This window comes from Vibrio sp. V43_P6S15P86, from assembly GCF_009904725.1.
Lineage (GTDB): Bacteria > Pseudomonadota > Gammaproteobacteria > Enterobacterales > Vibrionaceae > Vibrio > Vibrio diabolicus.
Genome location: NZ_WXWT01000419.1, coordinates 1 through 2,861 on the forward strand (window position 1 = coordinate 1; position 2,861 = coordinate 2,861).

At 40.9% G+C, this 2,861-nt stretch carries 2 protein-coding genes; one reads left to right on the plus strand and one right to left on the minus strand.

The features are described from left to right. A partial coding sequence (gene wecA / locus CAG69_RS19065; protein ID WP_337247423.1) for a UDP-N-acetylglucosamine--undecaprenyl-phosphate N-acetylglucosaminephosphotransferase occupies nucleotides 1-1,151 on the plus strand: 1,151 nt, incomplete at its 5' end. Between the two features lie 3 nt (nucleotides 1,152-1,154). On the opposite strand, the gene CAG69_RS19070 is transcribed toward wecA, so the two are convergent. Next, nucleotides 1,155-2,480 carry an MBL fold metallo-hydrolase RNA specificity domain-containing protein gene (locus tag CAG69_RS19070; protein ID WP_161445675.1) on the minus strand — a complete coding sequence of 442 codons (1,326 nt, stop codon included), beginning with the start codon at nucleotides 2,478-2,480 and terminating at the stop codon, nucleotides 1,155-1,157. Nucleotides 2,481-2,861: the final 381 nt, after the last annotated feature.

The following is a 2,861-nucleotide window of genomic DNA, read 5'->3' on the forward strand; positions in this document are numbered from 1 at the left end:
GATTTAGTGAAAGCCGCAAAATGTTGCTTATAACTATACTTATCACAACGGAACTTGGTTTGATCTCTCTTGTTTTACTTACTGTCAGTGTGTCTTTTATTAGCTTGTTTACTTTCAGGAAGCTTGCTCTTGCCCATGACTTCGTCGATAGACCATCATGTCGTAAAAAGCATATTGGAGATGTACCTGTAATAGGTGGTTTGTCCCTCTTTGTCACGATTACTTTAGCAAGTATGTTTGAAGGACAACTTTTGCCAAATCAGCAGGACTTTCTTGTATGTGGTCTAATACTGACTATTATCGGCACAATAGATGACAAGTTAGACATCAGCGCTTCTTTCAGGCTGTGCGTCATTACCGTTATATCCGTTTGGCTTACCCTTGGTGAAGGGATTGCGCTTACAGAGCTTGGCAATCTATTTGGATTTGGGGTGCTAAACGTAGGCAGTGCAAATGTTTTACTAACAACGATCGCAATCATTGGTTGTATTACAGCATTCAATATGGTCGATGGAATTGATGGTTTATTGGCGTCTTTAGCATCAGTCTCATTTTTAGCTTTAGGGTTTATGTTTTACCAAGCCGGAGAAGTAAAGCTAACAATATTCTGTTTTATCTTTGTGCTTTCCATGTTCCCGTACATATTGTGTAACCTAGATCTGATCCCTAAGCGCTCATTTAAGGTATTTATGGGAGACTCAGGAAGCTTTCTGATTGGTTTTACCATTGTTTGGTTACTAATACACAGCTCGCAAAGCATTTCTAATGAGGTGCAAGCTATTTTAATGAAGCCTGTTACGGCCTTATGGCTAATCGCCGTTCCTTTAATGGACATGGCAATGGTCATGCTACGTCGTTTAAGGAAGAAACAGTCTCCCTTTAAGGCTGATCGTTTACATCTTCACCATATATGTATGCGGTTGGGTTTGTCATCGCGACAAACTTTAGCATTCATTACCTTCTGGGCGCTATTGTTTGCCGCGTTTGGAATTTTAGGGCAGGTGTTTCAGGTGCATGAACACGTCATGTTGATACTCTTTTTATTAGCATTTACATGTTATGTCTTCATCATTAGCTACATTTGGCGTATTACCTGCTGGATTAGAAAGCGATTTCAAATTGGTAAGACACATGTAACGGTAAGTAGCTGACGCTTATTTAACAACGGTGGAGCCTTTTTCTGTTAAGTTGGATTGTAGGGCTCTTTTTACTTTATTTTCACCATGAATTAAATGCACTTCTTTCGGTGGCGGATTAATTCCTTCTACAAATCGAATTAGATCAGATTGATCTGCATGAGCAGAATAGCCAGACATCGTATGTATTTGAGCTTTCAATTTAATTTTCTTTCCTTCGATATCAACCTCACTCGCCCCTTCTTGAATTTCTCTCCCTAGCGTTCCCTCAGCTTGATAGCCAGCAAACAGCACATCATTACGGCTATCGGGTAACAACGCATTAAGATAATTTACCACTCGACCACCTTCGCACATCCCAGAAGCCGCAACCACAATAGCTGGTTCAGACGTGCTCGCCAGACGATTCACCAATCTCATATGTTCAGCATGAGTCTCAATCGTAATACATTGTTCAAACGCTAAAGGGTGACGATGTTGCTCCAAACGCTGCTTCGCTTCTTTACCCCAAAGCTTTTTAAAGCGCCGATAAGTCTTTGTCACCTTTCTTGCTAAAGGCGAATCAAGAATAATCGGTAGGGCTCCATGTAAAGACTCCTGGTACAAAAGCTGTTCAATATCGAATAATAGTTCTTGTGTCCTACCGACACTAAAAGCAGGAATAACAATCACACCACCATCTTCCAGTGCATGTTCGACAATAGAAAGCAGCCGAGCACTTCTACTTTTCACACTTTCATGATGCTTATCACCATAAGTCGATTCGATAAACAAATAGTCCGCTTTTTCTGGCGGCTTAGGATCAGGAAGCAAAGGCGTATCACTTGGGCCGAGATCGCCAGAGAATACAACTACGTCATTATTTGAGAGTTTAAATTCCAAATAAGCAGAGCCTAAAATATGGCCTGCAGGCTGAAAGCGTAAATAAGCCAACCCCTTAAGAGGAAGCCATGTGTTGTACTGGCACGGCACCAATCGCTGCTTAATTAGATTTAAGATGTGCTGCCGTTGATGCTTGCCTAAACCCAGTTGTAGCTTTAATCCATCCTCTAGCATAAGAGGGACCAACTCAGCAGTAGCTTGTGTGCAGTAGATTTTACCTTTAAAACCCGCAGCAAGTAACCACGGTAATCGGCCTATGTGGTCAATATGAGCATGAGTCAGCACCAGTGCTTTTACCTTGGCTAAGGAAAACTCTATCGCCATCGAACGGTCATGACGGCCCACCAATGCATCTTTACCCTGAAATAGCCCACAATCGATCAAAATGCTCCCGTGCTCGAGTTGCAGTTCGTGACAAGAGCCTGTCACCGTATTCTTCCCACCATGATGAAGTACTTTCATAACGATCTCCTTTTCATGAGCATCAATGTAATGAATTCAAGAAAGAAGAGGGAGAGGCAACCAGCCAGATAAACACAAAAGTAGGAGTCAAAACGCTAGGAGAGTGTCAAATGGTATTTTTAGTTGCACTAAATTATGATGCATATTCCACATAGTCAACTTTTTGCATTTTGTCATAAATAAAAATGAATAAATGCGTATTATAAAACGCGTTTTAGGTAGGCAGAATTTACGATCTTCTTGTCAAACTGACAGTTTACATTTTGGCTAGTTGTCATAAAAAAGCCATTTTTTTGTCAGTATTGTGCTTTTCGTTGCAACCTGTTTGCTATACAATCCTTTGCCTTGAGCACAAATGATAAAAAAACAAATGCATTGCCT

Bases quoted from the DNA above. Each gene is read 5' to 3' on its own strand.
- CAG69_RS19070 (WP_161445675.1), bottom strand. From the start codon at position 2,480: ATGAAAGTACTTCATCATGGTGGGAAGAATACGGTGACAGGCTCTTGT.